Source organism: Streptomyces hebeiensis (assembly GCF_052983195.1).
The window spans coordinates 3,050,927-3,066,394 of sequence record NZ_CM129812.1; the positions used below are offsets into that span (position 1 = coordinate 3,050,927).

The 15,468-nt window shown below is 68.8% G+C and carries 22 protein-coding genes and 1 pseudogene; 4 read left to right on the top strand and 19 right to left on the bottom strand.

The window, feature by feature from the left end; all coding sequences use genetic code 11:
- Positions 1-14: 14 nt before the first annotated feature.
- The 16 genes from rpsH to rpsJ all read right to left on the bottom strand — a co-directional run bounded on the left by rpsH (position 15) and on the right by rpsJ (position 7,595).
- Positions 15-413, bottom strand: coding sequence for a 30S ribosomal protein S8 (gene rpsH / locus ACU6P3_RS13225; protein WP_030742212.1), 399 nt, complete (start codon positions 411-413; stop codon positions 15-17).
- Between the two features lie 216 nt (positions 414-629).
- Positions 630-815 (bottom strand): type Z 30S ribosomal protein S14, encoded by a 186-nt coding sequence (locus ACU6P3_RS13230; protein WP_003948630.1) that lies wholly within the window; start codon positions 813-815, stop codon positions 630-632.
- A gap of 2 nt (positions 816-817) precedes the next feature.
- Positions 818-1,378 (bottom strand): 50S ribosomal protein L5, encoded by a 561-nt coding sequence (gene rplE / locus ACU6P3_RS13235; protein ID WP_030742209.1) that lies wholly within the window; start codon positions 1,376-1,378, stop codon positions 818-820.
- Positions 1,378-1,701, bottom strand: coding sequence for a 50S ribosomal protein L24 (gene rplX, locus ACU6P3_RS13240; RefSeq protein WP_447197295.1), 324 nt, complete (start codon positions 1,699-1,701; stop codon positions 1,378-1,380). Before rplX ends, rplE begins: the two co-directional genes overlap by 1 nt.
- A gap of 2 nt (positions 1,702-1,703) precedes the next feature.
- Positions 1,704-2,072 (bottom strand): 50S ribosomal protein L14, encoded by a 369-nt coding sequence (gene rplN / locus ACU6P3_RS13245; RefSeq protein ID WP_003974257.1) that lies wholly within the window; start codon positions 2,070-2,072, stop codon positions 1,704-1,706.
- Positions 2,073-2,207: 135 nt separating this feature from the next.
- The gene (rpsQ, locus tag ACU6P3_RS13250; RefSeq protein WP_030742204.1) at positions 2,208-2,495 is read right to left on the bottom strand and encodes a 30S ribosomal protein S17; all 288 of its coding nucleotides are present in this window, start codon (positions 2,493-2,495) and stop codon (positions 2,208-2,210) included.
- Positions 2,495-2,719, bottom strand: coding sequence for a 50S ribosomal protein L29 (gene rpmC, locus ACU6P3_RS13255; RefSeq protein WP_344276888.1), 225 nt, complete (start codon positions 2,717-2,719; stop codon positions 2,495-2,497). The genes rpsQ and rpmC overlap by 1 nt, the downstream gene beginning before the upstream one ends.
- Positions 2,719-3,138, bottom strand: a complete 420-nt coding sequence (gene rplP / locus ACU6P3_RS13260; protein WP_030742201.1) for a 50S ribosomal protein L16 — start codon at positions 3,136-3,138, stop codon at positions 2,719-2,721. The genes rpmC and rplP overlap by 1 nt, the downstream gene beginning before the upstream one ends.
- Positions 3,139-3,143: 5 nt before the next feature.
- Entirely contained in the window at positions 3,144-3,989 is an 846-nt protein-coding gene (gene rpsC, locus ACU6P3_RS13265; protein ID WP_030742200.1) for a 30S ribosomal protein S3, read from the bottom strand.
- On the bottom strand, positions 3,989-4,336 hold the full coding sequence (gene rplV, locus ACU6P3_RS13270; protein ID WP_004571827.1) for a 50S ribosomal protein L22: 348 nt from the start codon (positions 4,334-4,336) through the stop codon (positions 3,989-3,991). The genes rpsC and rplV overlap by 1 nt, the downstream gene beginning before the upstream one ends.
- A 41-nt stretch (positions 4,337-4,377) precedes the next feature.
- On the bottom strand, positions 4,378-4,659 hold the full coding sequence (gene rpsS / locus ACU6P3_RS13275; RefSeq protein ID WP_030742199.1) for a 30S ribosomal protein S19: 282 nt from the start codon (positions 4,657-4,659) through the stop codon (positions 4,378-4,380).
- A gap of 12 nt (positions 4,660-4,671) precedes the next feature.
- Complete coding sequence (gene rplB, locus ACU6P3_RS13280; RefSeq protein ID WP_030742198.1) at positions 4,672-5,508, bottom strand: 50S ribosomal protein L2; 837 nt, start codon at positions 5,506-5,508, stop codon at positions 4,672-4,674.
- 48 nt (positions 5,509-5,556) lie between these two features.
- Entirely contained in the window at positions 5,557-5,967 is a 411-nt protein-coding gene (gene rplW, locus ACU6P3_RS13285) for a 50S ribosomal protein L23 (protein WP_344276881.1), read from the bottom strand.
- Positions 5,967-6,620 (bottom strand): 50S ribosomal protein L4, encoded by a 654-nt coding sequence (gene rplD, locus ACU6P3_RS13290; protein ID WP_030742194.1) that lies wholly within the window; start codon positions 6,618-6,620, stop codon positions 5,967-5,969. Before rplD ends, rplW begins: the two co-directional genes overlap by 1 nt.
- A gap of 7 nt (positions 6,621-6,627) precedes the next feature.
- Complete coding sequence (gene rplC / locus ACU6P3_RS13295; RefSeq protein WP_030742192.1) at positions 6,628-7,272, bottom strand: 50S ribosomal protein L3; 645 nt, start codon at positions 7,270-7,272, stop codon at positions 6,628-6,630.
- Between the two features lie 14 nt (positions 7,273-7,286).
- Entirely contained in the window at positions 7,287-7,595 is a 309-nt protein-coding gene (gene rpsJ / locus ACU6P3_RS13300; protein ID WP_003948644.1) for a 30S ribosomal protein S10, read from the bottom strand.
- Positions 7,596-8,194: 599 nt separating this feature from the next.
- On the opposite strand from rpsJ, the pseudogene ACU6P3_RS13305 reads away from it, so the two are divergent.
- Both ACU6P3_RS13305 and ACU6P3_RS13310 read left to right on the top strand, forming a co-directional pair.
- Positions 8,195-8,781 (top strand): annotated as a pseudogene (locus ACU6P3_RS13305) (Uma2 family endonuclease).
- Positions 8,782-9,046: 265 nt separating this feature from the next.
- Positions 9,047-10,297, top strand: coding sequence for a hypothetical protein (locus tag ACU6P3_RS13310; RefSeq protein ID WP_447197296.1), 1,251 nt, complete (start codon positions 9,047-9,049; stop codon positions 10,295-10,297).
- 158 nt (positions 10,298-10,455) lie between these two features.
- On the opposite strand, the gene ACU6P3_RS13315 is transcribed toward ACU6P3_RS13310, so the two are convergent.
- A complete protein-coding gene (locus tag ACU6P3_RS13315) occupies positions 10,456-11,115 on the bottom strand; it encodes a TetR/AcrR family transcriptional regulator (protein ID WP_447197297.1) in 660 nt (219 codons plus the stop codon).
- 108 nt (positions 11,116-11,223) lie between these two features.
- On the opposite strand from ACU6P3_RS13315, the gene ACU6P3_RS13320 reads away from it, so the two are divergent.
- Together ACU6P3_RS13320 and ACU6P3_RS13325 are read left to right on the top strand one after the other, a co-directional pair.
- Positions 11,224-12,441, top strand: a complete 1,218-nt coding sequence (locus ACU6P3_RS13320) for a cytochrome P450 (protein WP_447197298.1) — start codon at positions 11,224-11,226, stop codon at positions 12,439-12,441.
- 50 nt (positions 12,442-12,491) lie between these two features.
- Complete coding sequence (locus tag ACU6P3_RS13325) at positions 12,492-12,686, top strand: ferredoxin (RefSeq protein WP_447197299.1); 195 nt, start codon at positions 12,492-12,494, stop codon at positions 12,684-12,686.
- A gap of 411 nt (positions 12,687-13,097) precedes the next feature.
- Here the strand turns inward: ACU6P3_RS13325 and ACU6P3_RS13330 are convergent, their stop codons facing one another.
- A complete protein-coding gene (locus ACU6P3_RS13330; protein WP_447197300.1) occupies positions 13,098-13,841 on the bottom strand; it encodes a class I SAM-dependent methyltransferase in 744 nt (247 codons plus the stop codon).
- A 410-nt stretch (positions 13,842-14,251) separates the two neighbouring features.
- Entirely contained in the window at positions 14,252-15,445 is a 1,194-nt protein-coding gene (gene tuf / locus ACU6P3_RS13335) for an elongation factor Tu (RefSeq protein WP_030742167.1), read from the bottom strand.
- Positions 15,446-15,468 lie beyond the last annotated feature (23 nt).

Genomic DNA, 15,468 nt, shown 5'->3' on the forward strand with positions numbered 1-15,468 from the left:
TCCTCCGTTCCCGACTACCAGACGTAGGCGAGGACTTCCCCACCTACGCCCTTCTTCTGAGCCTGCTGGCCGGTCAGGAGACCGTGGGACGTGGAGATGATCGCCACGCCCAGGCCGCCGAGGACCTTCGGCAGGTTGGTGGACTTCGCGTACACGCGCAGACCCGGCTTCGAGATGCGCTTGATGCCGGCGATCGAGCGCTCGCGGTTCGGGCCGAACTTCAGCTCGAGGGTGAGGTTCTTGCCGACCTCGGCGTCCTCGACCTTCCAGCCGGTGATGAAGCCCTCCTGCTGGAGGATCTCCGCGATGTGCGACTTGATCTTGCTGTGCGGCATCACGACCTCGTCGTGGTACGCCGAGTTCGCGTTGCGCAGACGCGTGAGCATGTCTGCGATGGGATCAGTCATGGTCATGAATTGGCCTTCGGCCTCTCTCGCCGGGGTTTCCTGTATGCGCCGTCCTTCTCCCCGAATCAGGTCGGGACGGGTGCGGCGCGGGGACCTACGGCGTAGTAAGTCGTCACGGGCGGCGGGCGCCCAACCCCCCAAGCCTAAGCCATGGGGAGGTGGGCTTCCGCCAACCCGGAATTGCTTACCGAGAGCGTCCGGTGATTCCCGTGGGAACGGGAATTACCAGGAGCTCTTGGTCACGCCCGGCAGCTCACCACGGTGCGCCATCTCGCGGAGGCACACGCGGCACAGGCCGAACTTGCGGTAGACGGAGTGGGGCCGGCCGCAGCGCTGGCAGCGGGTGTAACCGCGCACACCGAACTTCGGCTTGCGGGCGGCCTTAGCGATCAGAGCCTTCTTCGCCACGGTCAGTTCTCCTTGAACGGGAAGCCGAGGTGACGAAGGAGGGCACGACCCTCGTCGTCGTTGGTCGCCGTGGTGACCACGGTGATGTCCATGCCCCGGACCCGGTCGATCTTGTCCTGGTCGATCTCGTGGAACATGACCTGCTCCGTGAGACCGAACGTGTAGTTGCCACGGCCGTCGAACTGCTTCGGGGACAGGCCGCGGAAGTCACGGATACGCGGCAGCGCGAGCGACAGCGTACGGTCCAGGAACTCCCACATGCGGTCACCGCGGAGGGTGACGTGGCAGCCGATCGGCTGCCCCTCGCGCAGCTTGAACTGCGCGATGGACTTCCGGGCCTTGGTGACGGACGGCTTCTGGCCGGTGATCTGGGTGAGGTCCTTGATGGCACCCTCGATCAGCTTCGAGTCGCGGGCGGCGTCGCCCACACCCATGTTGACCACGATCTTGACGAGGCCGGGGGTCTGCATGACGTTCTCGTACTTGAACTCGTCACGCAGCTTGCCCGCGATCTCCTCGCGGTAGCGCAGCTTGAGCCGCGGCGCGTTGGTGGTGGCAGTCATCAGATGTCCTCACCGGTCCGCTTGGCAACGCGGATCTTGTTGCCCTCGTCGTCGAAACGGTAGCCGACGCGCGTGACGACCTTCTTGCCGTCCTTCTCCACGACCAGCGACACGTTGCTGACGTGGATCGGGGCCTCGGTGGTCACGATGCCGCCCGTCTGCGAGCCGCGAGCCGTCTGACCGGCCTTCGTGTGCTTCTTGACCCGGTTGACACCCTCGACGAGGACACGGTCCTTGGCCGGGTAGGCCACGATGACCTTGCCCTGCTTGCCCTTGTCCTTACCGGTGATGACCTGGACCAGGTCGCCCTTCTTGATCTTCATGCTTACAGCACCTCCGGCGCGAGCGAGATGATCTTCATGAACTTCTTCTCGCGCAGCTCACGGCCCACCGGGCCGAAGATACGGGTGCCGCGAGGGTCGCCGTCGTTCTTCAGAATGACGGCGGCGTTCTCGTCGAAGCGGATGTACGAGCCGTCCGGACGGCGGCGCTCCTTGACGGTGCGAACGATGACGGCCTTGACGACGTCACCCTTCTTCACGTTGCCACCGGGGATCGCGTCCTTCACGGTGGCGACGATGACGTCACCGATACCCGCGTAGCGGCGACCCGAGCCACCGAGAACACGGATGGTGAGAATTTCCTTCGCACCCGTGTTGTCGGCGACGCGCAGTCGCGACTCCTGCTGGATCACGTCTATCTCCTGATCGTCTGCCGGTTCCCGGCGGGGGTCCGGGAGTCGACTAGCGGAGCTAGTGACTCGCGGGCCCCCACCGAGCCTGGCGGAACTGATGCCGGTCGGTGCCCCGTTGGCAGACCGGCAGGGGGGTTACTTGGCCTTCTCGAGGATCTCGACGATGCGCCACCGCTTGGTGGCGGACAGCGGCCGGGTCTCCATCAGGAGGACGCGGTCGCCGACGCCGGCGGCGTTCTGCTCGTCGTGCGCCTTGAGCTTGTTCGTACGGCGGATGACCTTGCCGTACAGCGCGTGCTTGACGCGGTCCTCGACGGCGACGACGACGGTCTTGTCCATCTTGTCGCTGACGACCAGGCCCTCACGGGTCTTGCGGAAGCCGCGGTCAGTCTTCGTGGTCTCAGTCACGTTGCTCTCGCTCATCAGGCGCTCTCCACCGTCTCGATGCCCAGCTCGCGCTCACGCATCAGGGTGTAGATCCGCGCGATGTCCTTCCGGACGGCCTTCAGCCGACCGTGGTTCTCGAGCTGGCCGGTCGCCGCCTGGAAGCGGAGGTTGAACAGCTCTTCCTTGGCCTCGCGGAGCTTGGCGACAAGCTCCTCGTTGCCCAGCTCGCGGAGTTCGGACGCCTTGGTCACGGCCGCCATCACGACTCACCTGCCTCGCGCCGAACGATCCGGCACTTCATCGGAAGCTTGTGAGCAGCGCGGGTAAGCGCCTCACGCGCAATCTTCTCGTTCGGGTAGGACAGCTCGAACATCACCCGGCCGGGCTTGACGTTCGCGATCCACCACTCGGGGGAACCCTTACCGGAACCCATGCGGGTCTCGGCGGGCTTCTTGGTGAGCGGACGGTCCGGGTAGATGTTGATCCAGACCTTGCCGCCACGCTTGATGTGACGGGTCATCGCGATACGCGCGGCCTCGATCTGGCGGTTCGTCACGTACGCCGGGGTCAGCGCCTGGATGCCGTACTCGCCGAACGAAACCTGCGTACCACCCTTGGACATACCGGTCCGCTTCGGGTGGTGCTGCTTGCGGTGCTTGACCCTACGGGGGATCAGCATGTCGGTCAGGCCTCCGTTCCGCCGGTAGAAGAGGACGTCGCCTCGGCGGCCGGAGCAGCGGTGGCCTCGGCCTTGGGGGCCTCGGTCTGCTGGCTCTGCTGCGGCTTGCGGCCGCGGCCACGCTCGCCACCACGGCCACCGCGGCCGGCGGGACGGTCGCTGCCGCCGCCACGGGCCGGACGGTTGCCGGCGCGGGCCGCGGCGTTCTCGGCACGCACCTCGGCGATGTTCTTGACGTCGCCCTTGTAGATCCAGACCTTCACGCCGATGCGGCCGAAGGTCGTCTTGGCCTCGAAGAAGCCGTAGTCGACGTTCGCGCGGAGCGTGTGCAGGGGCACGCGGCCCTCGCGGTAGAACTCCGAGCGGGACATCTCGGCGCCGCCGAGACGGCCACCGCACTGGATCTTGATGCCCTTGGCGCCGGCCTTCATCGTCGACTGCATGCTCTTGCGCATGGCGCGACGGAAGGAGACGCGGGAGGACAGCTGCTCGGCGACGGCCTGGGCCACCAGCTGGGCGTCCACCTCGGGGTTCTTGACCTCGAGGATGTTCAGCTGGACCTGCTTGCCGGTGAGCTTCTCCAGCTCGCCGCGGATGCGGTCGGCCTCGGCGCCGCGGCGGCCGATGACGATGCCCGGACGCGCGGTGTGGATGTCCACGCGGACGCGGTCGCGGGTGCGCTCGATCTCCACCTTGGAGATGCCGGCCCGCTCCATGCCCTTCGTCATCATGCGACGAATGGCGACGTCTTCCTTGACGTAGTCCTTGTACAGCTTGTCGGCGTACCAGCGGGACTTGAAGTCCGTGGTGACACCGAGCCGGAACCCGTGCGGGTTAACCTTCTGGCCCATTACCGGGTTCCTTCCTTGCTGCTGACGACCACGGTGATGTGGCTGGTCCGCTTACGGATCCGGTAGGCACGGCCCTGGGCGCGCGGCCGGAACCGCTTCAGGGTCGGGCCCTCGTCCACGTACGCCTCGCTGATGACCAGCGAAGAGGCGTCCGTGTGGTCGTAGTTGTGCGCGGCGTTGGCGATGGCGCTGTCCAGCACCTTGCCGACGGGCACGCTCGCGGCCTGCGGGGCGAAACGCAGGACCGCCTGAGCCTCCGTGGCGTCCATGCCACGGATGAGGTCCACCACGCGGCGGGCCTTCATGGGCGTGACGCGGATGTACCGCGCCTGGGCCCTGGCTTCCATGGTTGTCCCTTCGGTGTGAGTCATAGTCGTTTCCACCCCGCTTAGCGGCGCTTCGACTTCCGGTCGTCCTTGACGTGGCCGCGGAAGGTGCGAGTCGGCGAGAACTCGCCGAGCTTGTGGCCGACCATGGACTCGGTGATGAACACCGGGACATGGATCTTGCCGTTGTGCACCGCGATCGTGTGGCCCAGCATGGCCGGGACGATCATCGAGCGACGGGACCAGGTCTTGATGACGTTCTTGGTGCCGGCTTCGTTCTGGACATCCACCTTCTTGATCAGGTGGTCGTCGACGAAGGGCCCCTTCTTGAGACTGCGCGGCATCTGAACCCGCTCCTAGCGCTTCTTGTTCGTCTTGCGGCGGCGGACGATGTACTTGTTGCTCGCCTTCTTGGGAGAACGCGTACGACCCTCCTTCTGACCCCAGGGCGAGACCGGGTGGCGACCACCGGAGGTCTTGCCCTCACCACCACCGTGCGGGTGGTCGACCGGGTTCATGGCGACACCGCGGACGGAGGGGCGGACGCCCTTCCACCGCATGCGGCCGGCCTTGCCCCAGTTGATGTTCGACTGCTCGGCGTTGCCGACCTCGCCGATGGTGGCGCGGCAGCGGACGTCGACCAGGCGGATCTCACCCGACGGCATGCGGAGGTGGGCCATGGAGCCCTCCTTCGCCAGCAGCTGCACGGAGGCACCCGCGGAGCGGGCGAACTTCGCGCCGCCGCCGGGCCGCAGCTCGATGGCGTGGATGGTCGTACCCACCGGGATGTTGCGCAGCGCCAGGTTGTTGCCGGGCTTGATGTCGGCCGTGGGGCCGTTCTCCACCCGGTCGCCCTGGCCGAGGCCGCGCGGCGCGATGATGTAGCGCTTCTCGCCGTCCGCGTAGTGCAGGAGCGCGATGCGCGCGGTGCGGTTCGGGTCGTACTCGATGTGCGCGACCTTGGCCGGCACGCCGTCCTTGTCGTGACGACGGAAGTCGATCACGCGGTAGGCGCGCTTGTGGCCGCCACCCTGGTGGCGCATGGTCACACGACCGGCGTTGTTACGGCCGCCCTTGCTGTGCAGGGGACGGACCAGCGACTTCTCCGGCGTGGACCGCGTGATCTCGACAAAGTCGGCGACGCTGGACCCACGACGGCCCGGAGTCGTCGGCTTGTACTTGCGGATACCCATTTCTCAGTCCTCGGAATATTCCGGACTTCTGAACGAACCGATCTCCGGTTAGGAGGTCGGGCCGCCGAAGATGTCGATACGGTCGCCCTCGGCGAGGGTCACGATGGCGCGCTTGGTGTTGGCGCGCTTGCCGAAACCGGTGCGGGTGCGCTTGCGCTTGCCCTGCCGGTTCAGCGTGTTGACCCCGGTGACCTTGACCGAGAAGACCGCCTGGACGGCCTCCTTGATCTGGGTCTTGTTCGCGCGCGGGTCGACGACGAACGTGTACTTGTTCTCGTCGAGCAGCGCGTAGCTCTTCTCCGAGACGACCGGCTTGACGAGGATGTCGCGCGGGTCCGCCAGCGTCTTGCTCAGCGGCGTCTCGACGGCCGGGCCGGGACCGCGGCGGGCCTTCGCGGCGCGCGCGGCCTTGGCGGCCTTGGCGGCCTTCGGGGCGATGCTCGGGTGTCGCGTAGCCATCAGGCCTCGCTCCCTTCAGTCTCAGCGGCCTTGGAGGGGCCAGACACGAAGGACTCGAAGGCGGCCTTGGTGAAGACCACGTCCTCGGAACGCATCACGTCGTACGTGTTCAGCTGGCCCGGCGCCAGGATGTGCACCTGGGGCAGGTTGCGGGCGGACAGCCACGCGGCCTCATCGGTCCGCTCGGCGACCAGGAGCAGGTTCTTGCGCTCGCTGATCTTGCCGAACAGGGTCTTGGCGGCCTTGGTGGAGATCTCGCCCTCGACCACGCCGGAGACGACGTGGATGCGCGAGTGGCGGGCCCGGTCGGTGAGGGCACCGCGCAGGGCGGCGGCCTTCATCTTCTTCGGGGTCCGCTGCGAGTAGTCACGCGGCACGGGGCCGTGGACAACGCCACCGCCGGCGAACTGCGGCGCGCGGGTCGAACCCTGGCGGGCGCGGCCGGTGCCCTTCTGGCGGTACGGCTTCTTGCCACCGCCACGGACCTCGCCGCGGGTCTTGGTCTTGTGCGTGCCCTGTCGGGCAGCGGCCAGCTGGGCGACGACGACCTGGTGGATCAGCGGGATGCTGACCTTCGCGTCGAAGATCTCCGCGGGGAGCTCGACGGTCCCGGCCTTGTCGCCTGCCGGCGAAAGGATGTCAATGGTGCTCATCGTTACCTCAGGCCCCCTTGGCCGCGGTACGGACCAGGACGAGGCCGCCGTTCGGACCAGGAACCGCGCCCTTGATCAGGAGCAGCCCCTTCTCCGCGTCAACGGCGTGAACGGTCAGGTTCTGGGTGGTGACCCGCTCGTTGCCCATGCGGCCCGCCATGCGGAGGCCCTTGAACACACGGCCCGGGGTGGCGCAGCCACCGATGGAGCCGGGGGAGCGGTGCTTGCGCTGGGTGCCGTGGCCGGCGCCGAGGCCCTTGAAGTTGTGACGCTTCATGACACCGGCGAAGCCCTTGCCCTTGCTCTTGCCCGTGACGTCGACCTTGACGCCGGACTCGAACACCTCGGCGGTGACCTCCTGGCCGAGCGTGTACTCGGACGCGTCGGAGGTGCGGAGCTCCACCAGGTGGCGGCGGGGGGTCACGTCGGCCTTGGCGAAGTGGCCCTTCAGGGGCTTGTTCACCTTGCGCGGGTCGATCTCGCCGAAGGCGATCTGGACCGACTCGTAGCCGTCGGAGTCGTTCGTACGGACCTGGGTCACGACGCAGGGACCGGCCTTGACCACGGTGACCGGGACGACACGGTTGTTCTCGTCCCAGACCTGGGTCATGCCGAGCTTCTCGCCCAGGACACCCTTGATCTGCTTAGCCATCTCTTCCGCGCCTCTCAGAGCTTGATCTCGATGTCGACGCCGGCCGGAAGGTCCAGGCGCATCAACGAGTCAACGGTCTTGGGCGTCGGGTCGAGGATGTCGATCAGGCGCTTGTGCGTGCGCATCTCGAAGTGCTCGCGCGAGTCCTTGTACTTGTGCGGCGACTTGATGACGCAGTACACGTTCTTCTCTGTGGGCAGCGGCACCGGGCCCGCGACCGACGCACCAGTGCGGGTCACCGTCTCGACGATCTTCTTCGCCGAGGAGTCGATGACCTCGTGGTCGTAGGCCTTGAGCCGGATGCGGATCTTCTGTCCCGCCATGGCTGCTTCGTAGTCCTGTCTCTCGTAACGCTCTGGAGCCCGCTGGGGCGCGATCCTCGCGGACCGCCACTGCTCCGACCCACGCGGTCGGGCGTGTCGCATCCCCTCCACGGAAATTTCCCGAAGGATTTCCCAACCGAGGGGGTACGGCACTGCCGCCGCGGGCCGGGGGCACAACACCCACCGGGAGCCTGGCCGGCACCCCGCTGACGCTTCCCGGAAGATTCCCGTACGTCCGCCCCAGCGCTGCCCCACAAGGCAGTTGGCGCGACGAGTACTGTGGGACTCGCTTCCGGTCCCCCCGGCGGGAGGCGCGCAGCATCGGCACTCAACCGAGCAACCTGAACAGTGTGCCACAGGCCGCCTGGCCATGGCCAATCGCGGCCCGACAGCGTACCCCACGGGGGACGACGCCAATCCTGGGCGCCGCGCGGGGCGGCGCGATCGCGCCGGACGGGGCGGTGGACTCGGCGTGACGCCGGAGGCCGCTGGTCCGCACGGAGAGTTCCGCACGGAGAGTTTCGTTACGCTGAGCACAGTCTCCCAGGTCGCCCCCGCAGCGCAGCCGCTGACCGAGAACTCAGAGAGGAGTCAGGGCCATGACGCTCGCCCCGGATCACGCACGACGTGACGCCCTCCAGTACCGGGTAATGCGCGAGATCGTCGATCAGATACAGGACAGCGTCCCGGGGAAGCTGGAGATCACCAAGGAAGGAATCGTTCACGACCTGATGTCGCCGGGGGCCCGCACGAGCTGACGGCGGCCCGCGTCAGCCGCCGGCTGGAACAGGTCATGCCGGACGACCTGCTCGCGCATACGGGCACGCCGGACGTGGAGGACCCCCACGAGGGGGTCATGCGTCACCCGGACGTCATGGTGATCGCGGAAGCCGACATGGAAGTCGAGGGCTCTTTCGACCCCCGCGCGCTGCTCGCCGCCGTGGAGATCGTGTCGCGTTCCAACCCGGACAACGACTGGGTGAGCAAGATGCGTGACTACCCGCTTCTCGGTGTCCCGGTGTACGTGATCTTCGATCCGCGCACCGGAACGGGGGCCGTCATGTCCGACATCCACCCGACCCCGGACGGCCCCCGATACGCGACACGAAAGGACTTCGTGTACGGCGAGGAGGTCACGATCGGCGAGTGGACGATCCCGACGGACCGGCTGCCTCGCTATTCCTGAGCGGTGTACGCGACGTACGACACCCGCGTTCATCGGGACCAGATCCTTCCCCGAAGCCCAGGGGGCGCTCTCGAGGGCCGGAGCGACGAGGACGCGGCTGGACACATTCGGCGGCTACGTGGCCGTGGACTGACCCGCTGAGCGACGCCGAGCGGTTCCAGGCCCGGGCCGCTTTTCATGGTGTCCGTCCTTGTTCCGTCACAGCCGCGCTGCGGTGCTGCCCCCGATCTGGCGTACGCCAGCGGTCGCCGTCGAGAATCGGCGGATGTCCACCGCAGCACAGACCTCCTCGACACCCCAGCCCTCCCCCGCGCCACAGCCCTCCTCCGCACCACAGCTCTCGCTCACGCCCGGACAGCCCGACCTCTACCCGGCGTGGCTGCGCGGCAGCCGCCCGTACCCGCCCGGAGAGCAGGCCGCGGCCGAGCGCGCGGCCGAGGAACTCATGGCGTACGTACGCGACGAGTGGGCCTCGAAGCGCAAGGTTCCGGACCGGAGCCAGGTCAAGTACTTCGCCGACCTCGACGCCCGCGTGCGGGACCTGCCCCCGTCTCATCTCCCCTACTTCTGGGACGCCATCAGCCACCGGTACGAGAACTGGCACGCGACCGGCGCCTACCGCCGCGCCCGTGCCGCCGAGCGCGAGCACCACCTGCCCGTGGACGCCGACTACCTGGTCGCCAACGCCCTGTTCCTCACCGGCCGGGCGGGATTGTGGGGCGACGAGCAGGCCACGCATCTGCGGTGGCTCCAGGAGGAGTTCGAGCCGGCCCGGGCGCACGCGGAGACGGTCCGTTTCCTCACCGCCACCGCCGCCCACAACTACCTGGAGCCTCCGGAGAACCTGGCCGGGCTGATCCGGGACTGCGCCGGAGCGGCCGGTTTCGGCCTGGAGGAGGACGCCCGGCTGCTCGGCATCGCCCTGACCGGTCAAGCCACTTGGCGTGCCACGACGCCCCTGCTCACGGACGCCGCCGAGGTGTTCGCGCGGGCGCGGCCGGACGAGGAGACACAGCGGCGGCTGCTCGGCGTCTATCCGGGCGGCAACAGCGGTGCCGGCGGCAAGCCGATGCTGACGATCCTCAAGAACAGCGGCGCCTTCGACGCGATGGCCGACGGCAGGGTGACTCCGAAGAACGGCTGCGCGGGGTGGCTGACCGGGTTCGTGAAGTACTTCACGTATTACATGACCAAGGACGGCCGCCTGAAGACCCGGGTCATGCCGCCCCAGCTCTACCCGCTGCTCAAGCGCCTCGCCGAGCGGCTGAGGGCCGAAGGCGTGCCGGTGCGCGTGCACTACGCCGACTCCGACGGCTCCGGAAAACGCCTCGACGCGCGGCTCGCCGAGACCTGTCTGGAGCTGGGCATCCCGCTGGAGGACCCGGGCCCGGGCGGATATCTGGTCGTCCCGCCGCGCCGCAAGGACGAGTACGCGCGGCTCCGCGCGGACCCGGTACTGGGGCCGAGGGTGGCGGCCGTCGACTTCCGGCCCGGCAGTTGGGGCAAGCTGGCCTGAGCCGGCCGGACCCCCCTCCGCCTTCCCGCTCCGGTCCGCCGTGCGCGACGACCGCCGTGCGCGACGACCGCGGTGCGCGACGACCGGCACCCGCGACGGCCGACGCCTCCGAGCGGCCCCTTCGCCGGCGCGTGCCCCGGTCCCAACGACAGGCCGCACTACCGCTCGGTGTCGCGGCCGCTCCGCGGGGCCAGGAGCAGCGGCAGGTAGACGTCGTCGACGATTTCGGTGATGACGTCGTCCGCGATGGGGGCCCCGTGCAGCAGGAAGTGGTTGCGCAGCAGGTCGACCGCGACGGTGGCGCGTCGCGATTCCGGCAGCCACGCTTCGATCTCACCCCGGTCGACACCGCGTCGCAGCGCCTGCTTGATGGCACCGGGGCCGGCGGTGCCCACCTTCTCGCGGATCGCACGGGCGAAATCGGGGTTGCGCACGAACTCCGGCAGCAGGCCGCGCAGTACGTCGCCGCGCGGGCCGGCCAGTTGGCCGGAGATCAGGCGCAGCGCGGCGAGGACATCGGTGCGCAGGGCACCGGTGTCCGGCAGGTCGGCGTCGGACGCGTCGCGGATCGCGCAGGCGTCGACGACGAGCTCGGCGAGCCCGGGCCACCGCCGGTAGAGCGTGGCCTTGCCGGTCCGGGCCCGGGCGGCCACCCGTTCCATGGTGAGACGGGCGTAGCCGACCTCCGCGAGCTCCTCGATCGTCGCGGCCAGGATGGCCTCCTCCAGCTCCTGGCCGCGGCGGCGCGGGCCTCTTCGGTGATCGGCGGTCATGTCGCCGGTCGTGCGGACCGGCTGGTCGGCGTCGGGTGGAGGCATGCTCTCTCGGCCAATCTCCAAGTGCCCGTTGTGTTCGTCGGGGGCGCCAGCCTAGCCTCAAGTTAGAGAACTGGTCGTTCTTTAAACCTCGACGAATGCGAGGCTCCCATGACCGAATCGGTGGCGACACCCACGCCGGACGCTCCCGCTTACCCCAGCGATCGCACCTGTCCGTACCAGCCGCCCGAGTCCTACGAGCGCCTGCGGCGGACCGGGGACGCGCTGCGGCGGATCACCCTCTACGACGGCCGCCGGGCCTGGGTGGCGACCAACCACGAGACGGCTCGGAAGCTGCTGGCCGACCCGCGGCTGTCGTCCGACCGGACCCGGGACGACTTCCCACTCACCTCGGCACGGGCGAAGGGAATCACGAAGAAGCGGCCGGGCTTCATCAGCCTGGACCCGCCCGAGCACGGCTACCGGCGGCGCATGACCATCAGCGCGTTCACGGTGCGCCGCATCAAGGCCATGCGGCCCGAGATCGAGCGGATCGTGCACGGCTTCCTGGACGAGATGATCGCCGCCGGACCACCCGCCGACCTCGTCAGCCGGTTCTCGCTGCCCGTGCCGTCCCTGGTGATCTGCCGACTCCTCGGGGTGCCCTACGCCGACCACGAGTTCTTCCAGGACGCCAGCGGCAGGCTGCTCCGGTCGACGACGGGGGCCGAGGCGCGGGCCGCGCGGGACGACCTGGAGACCTACCTGGACGGTCTCGTCCGCGAGCTGGAGCGCGAGCCCCGGCCCGGACTGCTGGGCACCATGATCACCGAGCAGCTGGCGAAGGGGGCGATCGACCGCGAGGACCTGGTGTCGACCGCGATGCTCATGCTGGTCGCCGGGCACGAGACGACCGCGTCGATGGCCTCGCTCGGCGTCATCACGTTACTGGACCACCCCGACCAGCTCGCCGCCCTGCGGTCCGACCCCTCGCTCGTCCCCGGCGCGGTGGAGGAGCTGCTGCGCTATCTGGCGATCGCCGACGTGGCCGGCGCCCGCGTCGCCACGGCGGACATCGAGGTCGACGGGCAGACCGTCCGCGCGGGAGAGGGGGTGTTCATCAACGGCTCGATCGCCAACCGAGACGGCGCGGCCTTCGAGCACCCGGACGCCTTCGACGTGCGGCGCGACGCGCGGCACCATCTCTCGTTCGGTTACGGGGTGCACCAGTGCCTCGGCCAGAACCTGGCCCGCCTGGAGCTGGAGATCATGCTCACGGCACTGTTCGACCGGCTGCCGACCCTGCGGCTGGCGGTCCCGGTCGATCAGCTCACGCTGCGGCCGGGAACGACGATCCAGGGTGTCGACGAGCTTCCGGTGACGTGGTGAGCGGGCGAGCCGACGGGACGGAAGGAACAACGGCGGAAGGAGCAGCGATCGTGCGGGTGACGGTGAACCAGGAGGTGTGCGTGGGCGCCGGAATGTGCGCGCTCACGGCGCCGCGGGTGTTCGACCAGGACGAGGCCGGAGTGGTGACCCTCCTGGTCGCCGAGCCGGGGGACGAGGAGGCCCGTTCCACGGCGCGCGAGGCCGGCACCCTTTGCCCGTCCGGCGCGGTGCGGATCATCGAGTAGGCCGCCGTCCTGCCGCCCGCGGCACGCGGCCGCCCAGCCGGCCGGCGTGGACCGCGCGTGCGCCCGCCCCTTCAGGGGCGGGCGCGTTTTGACGTGGCCCTGTGACGGTCGGTACCGAAGGCGCCGGCGCCCACGTACTGATCCTCGGCGCACCGCGCAGGTCGTTGACCGCCCGCGGGTTCCAGCGCCCGGACCACTGTGCCCTGGCCCCCGGGCCGGCGCCCGGGGGCGGGTCCCGGCGCCCAGTCGGCGCGGCCCGATGGTCCGGGCCTCAGCGCCAGTCGCCCGTCGCCCAGGCCACCAGACGGGCGCGGGGCGTCCCGTCGCACGGCACGATCGCTTCGGTGTGGACGACCTCGGCGGTGACGACCTGCCGTGCGCCGTACCGCGCACCCGGTTCACCGGACCTGGTCAGGCGCGGCGGGCCGTGGTGATGATCTCCGGGCTGTCGGCGGTCAGCGGGCCGCGGTTCCAGTCCCCGTACTGCTCCGCCACCGCCAGCCCCGCCTCCGCCAGGAACCCCGACAGCGCCTCCGGGCCGAGGAACCGCAGCGTGCTGTCGCTGCGCAGCGGACCGTCCCAGGCCGGGCAGGCGTAGGTGTGCGTGAACGAGACGTACTCGCCCTCCACCGGCCGGAGAACCTCGCACCTGCCGTCCACCACCGCGCCGTCCGCGTCCACCACCCGGCCCGAATAGCGCACGTGCCAGTCCTCCCACTCCCGAGCGAGCGGGTTGCGCGTCTCGAAGACGAAGGCACCCTGATCGCTCAGCGCCGCCGCGATCGCCGACAGCGCGACGCGCAGTTCGTCGTCGCCGAGGAGCACCTGGAACGCGTGGCCCGTCATCACCACCAGGTCGAACTCACGGTCCCAGGCCGGTGCCGTGGTCAGATCGCCGAGGAGCCATTCGACGTCGGGGTGCTCCCGCGCCACCGTCAGCATTCCCTCGGCCGGGTCCAGCCCGCACAGCCGGCCGGTGTGGCCGTCCTCGCGGGCCCTGCGCAGCAGCGCGCCCGTTCCGCATCCCACGTCCAGCACCGACCGCGCGGACATGACCAGCGGCAGGTAGAACGCGAAGTCGTCGCGGTCGTCCCAGGGAGCGTGGAGGTCGTACAGGGCCGCGAGCCGGGCATCGGAGAAGAGTCGGTCGACCATGGCCGTCAGCTTGCCGGACCCGGCCCGTCCGGGGCGATCGCTTTTCGCGGCATACGTCGGCGTCGAGTTGGCCTGATGGCGCGGTAGGTGAGCCGGAAAGCCGCTGGGAAAGCCAGAGGCTCGTGAGGATTCTTGGTCCAGACCATCCTCGCCCTGGTGGGTCGCCGGGGGCCCTGAACGCAACAACGGACACAACACCCGGCCCGCGCCCCCGCCCCCGAAGCCGCTCCGGCAACCGCACCGCGCCACGACGAGCCGCGCCACGACGAAAAGGGCCCGTACGACCGAAGTCGTACGGGCCCTTCCCGTGTTTTCCGTCAGCGGCTCCGAGGAGCCACCAGGTCGGACCGGATCGCGTCGGACCGGATCGTCTCCGATCCGATCGCGCCCGGCCGGACCAAGATCGGCAATTACTTGTTGATCTTGGTGACCTGGCCGGCGCCCACGGTCCGGCCACCCTCACGGATGGCGAACTTCAGGCCCTCCTCCATGGCGACGGGCTGGATCAGCTCGACGCTCATGACGGTGTTGTCGCCCGGCATGACCATCTCGGTGCCCTCGGGGAGGGTCACGACGCCGGTCACGTCCGTGGTACGGAAGTAGAACTGCGGGCGGTAGTTGTTGAAGAAGGGGGTGTGACGGCCACCCTCGTCCTTCGACAGGATGTACGCCTGGGCCTCGAACGAGGTGTGCGGCGTGACCGAGCCCGGCTTGATGATGACCTGGCCGCGCTCGACGTCCTCGCGCTTGATGCCACGGAGGAGCAGACCGACGTTCTCACCGGCCTGGCCCTCGTCGAGCAGCTTGCGGAACATCTCGATGCCGGTGACCGTGGTGGTGGTCTTCTCGGTCTTGATGCCGATGATGTCGACGGTCTCGTTGACCTTGAGGACACCACGCTCGATACGGCCGGTGACGACGGTGCCACGACCGGTGATCGTGAAGACGTCCTCGATCGGCATCAGGAACGGCTTGTCGACGTCACGCTCGGGCTGCGGGATGGACTCGTCGACGGCCTTCATCAGGTCGAGGACGGTCTTGCCCCACTCGGCGTCGCCCTCGAGGGCCTTGAGCGCGGAGACCTTGACGACCGGCAGGTCGTCGCCCGGGAACTCGTACTCGGTGAGGAGCTCACGGACCTCGAGCTCGACGAGCTCCAGGATCTCCTCGTCGTCCACCATGTCGGCCTTGTTCAGGGCGACCACGATGTACGGCACGCCGACCTGGCGGGCCAGGAGCACGTGCTCCTTGGTCTGCGGCATCGGGCCGTCGGTGGCGGCGACCACGAGGATGGCGCCGTCCATCTGCGCGGCACCCGTGATCATGTTCTTGATGTAGTCCGCGTGACCCGGGCAGTCGACGTGCGCGTAGTGACGCGACTCCGTCTGGTACTCGACGTGCGCGATGGAGATGGTGATACCGCGCTGGCGCTCCTCAGGAGCCTTGTCGATCTGGTCGAAGGCCGAGGCCTCGTTCAGGTCCGGGTACGCGTCGTGCAGCACCTTGGTAATGGCGGCCGTGAGGGTCGTCTTACCGTGGTCGATGTGACCGATGGTGCCGATGTTGACGTGCGGCTTAGTCCGCTCGAACTTCGCCTTCGCCACTGGGGTCCTCCTGTGGAGTGGTT

What these genes read in the sequence shown, in the direction of transcription:
- rpsH (WP_030742212.1), bottom strand. Translation starts at nt 413, where the DNA reads ATGACCATGACTGATCCCATCGCAGACATGCTCACGCGTCTGCGCAAC.
- rplE (WP_030742209.1), bottom strand. Translation starts at nt 1,378, where the DNA reads ATGACTGCCACCACCAACGCGCCGCGGCTCAAGCTGCGCTACCGCGAG.
- rplX (WP_447197295.1), bottom strand. Translation starts at nt 1,701, where the DNA reads ATGAAGATCAAGAAGGGCGACCTGGTCCAGGTCATCACCGGTAAGGAC.
- rpsQ (WP_030742204.1), bottom strand. Translation starts at nt 2,495, where the DNA reads ATGAGCGAGAGCAACGTGACTGAGACCACGAAGACTGACCGCGGCTTC.
- rpmC (WP_344276888.1), bottom strand. Translation starts at nt 2,719, where the DNA reads ATGGCGGCCGTGACCAAGGCGTCCGAACTCCGCGAGCTGGGCAACGAG.
- rplP (WP_030742201.1), bottom strand. Translation starts at nt 3,138, where the DNA reads ATGCTGATCCCCCGTAGGGTCAAGCACCGCAAGCAGCACCACCCGAAG.
- rpsC (WP_030742200.1), bottom strand. Translation starts at nt 3,989, where the DNA reads ATGGGCCAGAAGGTTAACCCGCACGGGTTCCGGCTCGGTGTCACCACG.
- rplV (WP_004571827.1), bottom strand. Translation starts at nt 4,336, where the DNA reads ATGGAAGCCAGGGCCCAGGCGCGGTACATCCGCGTCACGCCCATGAAG.
- rpsS (WP_030742199.1), bottom strand. Translation starts at nt 4,659, where the DNA reads ATGCCGCGCAGTCTCAAGAAGGGGCCCTTCGTCGACGACCACCTGATC.
- rplB (WP_030742198.1), bottom strand. Translation starts at nt 5,508, where the DNA reads ATGGGTATCCGCAAGTACAAGCCGACGACTCCGGGCCGTCGTGGGTCC.
- rplW (WP_344276881.1), bottom strand. Translation starts at nt 5,967, where the DNA reads ATGGCTACGCGACACCCGAGCATCGCCCCGAAGGCCGCCAAGGCCGCC.
- rplD (WP_030742194.1), bottom strand. Translation starts at nt 6,620, where the DNA reads ATGAGCACCATTGACATCCTTTCGCCGGCAGGCGACAAGGCCGGGACC.
- rplC (WP_030742192.1), bottom strand. Translation starts at nt 7,272, where the DNA reads ATGGCTAAGCAGATCAAGGGTGTCCTGGGCGAGAAGCTCGGCATGACC.
- rpsJ (WP_003948644.1), bottom strand. Translation starts at nt 7,595, where the DNA reads ATGGCGGGACAGAAGATCCGCATCCGGCTCAAGGCCTACGACCACGAG.
- ACU6P3_RS13310 (WP_447197296.1), top strand. Translation starts at nt 9,047, where the DNA reads ATGTCCACCGCAGCACAGACCTCCTCGACACCCCAGCCCTCCCCCGCG.
- ACU6P3_RS13315 (WP_447197297.1), bottom strand. Translation starts at nt 11,115, where the DNA reads ATGCCTCCACCCGACGCCGACCAGCCGGTCCGCACGACCGGCGACATG.
- ACU6P3_RS13320 (WP_447197298.1), top strand. Translation starts at nt 11,224, where the DNA reads ATGACCGAATCGGTGGCGACACCCACGCCGGACGCTCCCGCTTACCCC.
- ACU6P3_RS13330 (WP_447197300.1), bottom strand. Translation starts at nt 13,841, where the DNA reads ATGGTCGACCGACTCTTCTCCGATGCCCGGCTCGCGGCCCTGTACGAC.